The sequence below is a fragment of the Halomonas sp. SIMBA_159 genome, from assembly GCF_046536035.1.
In the GTDB taxonomy this organism is placed as follows: domain Bacteria; phylum Pseudomonadota; class Gammaproteobacteria; order Pseudomonadales; family Halomonadaceae; genus Vreelandella; species Vreelandella venusta_A.
The window spans coordinates 1-289 of the sequence record NZ_JAWJBT010000325.1; the positions used below are offsets into that span (position 1 = coordinate 1).

Below are 289 nucleotides of genomic sequence, written 5' to 3' on the forward strand. Positions count from 1 at the left end.
CTTAAATTTGAGTCATTTAGTTTTTTACGAAGAAGATATTTATCCCTCAAGAATGATACTTGAGAGGATGGCATATCATGATTGCCAATTTTTCCATTGGTGACAGCCATGAGTGAACGGTAGTTCTCCCAAACACTGATACATGCGACTGGATTTTTTCCATCCTCAATCAGATGATGGAGGAATGATAAACACTGTTCTTCATTTAAGTCAGAGCTCTCGACAACTCTGTGATCAGAGCACTTTGATTTCATATTTTCTAAAATACTAGGATCAGCTATTTTTGATG

General features: G+C 36.3%; 1 protein-coding gene. It reads right to left on the reverse strand.

Going from position 1 to position 289, the window contains the following annotated elements:
* The coding region (locus R0J87_RS19475) for a hypothetical protein (protein WP_498888306.1) at positions 1 to 289 on the reverse strand (289 nt) is incomplete at both ends.